1 protein-coding gene and 1 pseudogene are annotated in these 723 nt (G+C 57.3%); both read left to right on the top strand.

The features are described 5' to 3' along the window. Positions 1–161: pseudogene (locus ACMWLG_RS25870) on the top strand (aminoglycoside 3-N-acetyltransferase); the annotation flags it as partial. Between the two features lie 12 nt (positions 162–173). Next, positions 174–716: an AAA family ATPase gene (locus tag ACMWLG_RS25865; RefSeq protein WP_002063889.1), complete on the top strand. Its 543-nt coding sequence runs from the start codon at positions 174–176 to the stop codon at positions 714–716. Positions 717–723 lie beyond the last annotated feature (7 nt).

Genomic DNA, 723 nt, shown 5'->3' with positions numbered 1-723 from the left:
GTCGCCATCGAGAAGGTGTCGTGGGCTTTGCTCAGTGCTACCTGTTCGACGCGCAGGACATCGTGACGTTCGGCGTCACCTATCTTGAGAAGCACTTCGGAGCCACTCCGATCGTGCCAGCACACGAAGCCGCCCAGCGCTCTTGCGAGCCTTCCGGTTAGAGGCCGTCGACAATGATAATCTGGATCAACGGACCTTTCGGCGCCGGAAAGACGACTCTCGCTGAGCGGCTGCGCGATCGGCGTCCGAAATCGCTGATCTTTGACCCTGAGGAAATCGGGTTCGTGGTGAAAGAAACGGTCCCCATACCAGCGAGCGGAGACTATCAGGATCTCCCCTTGTGGAGGGGACTTACGATCGCTGCGGTCAGCGAGATTCGCAGGAATTACTCGCAGGACATCATCATCCCAATGACGCTCGTGCACCCGGACTATCTGACTGAGATACTCGACGGGTTAAGGCAGATCGACGATCAGCTGCTGCACATCTTTCTGATGCTTAACGAGGACCTATTGCGTCACCGGATCTCGAACCAGACCATGCATCCTGACCCGAATCGGAATGCGGAGATTCGAGAGTGGCGATTAGCGAATGTCGCCCGATGCTTGGCCGCAAGGGAACGGCTTCCGTCCACAACCCGTGTTCTCGATAGTGGTGCACACACCAGCGATGAACTTGCAGCGATGGTGCTCGACAGACTCGATCAGCGCACCTGATCGCCTT

This window comes from Enterobacter sp. 01-M-02-SI-ECC, assembly GCF_047530595.1.
GTDB lineage: Bacteria > Pseudomonadota > Gammaproteobacteria > Enterobacterales > Enterobacteriaceae > Enterobacter > Enterobacter cloacae_M.
This window is presented reverse-complemented; position numbering and strand designations above follow the sequence as displayed.

Excerpts from the sequence above, each read along its gene's own strand:
- ACMWLG_RS25865 (WP_002063889.1), top strand. The coding sequence starts at position 174 with ATGATAATCTGGATCAACGGACCTTTCGGCGCCGGAAAGACGACTCTC.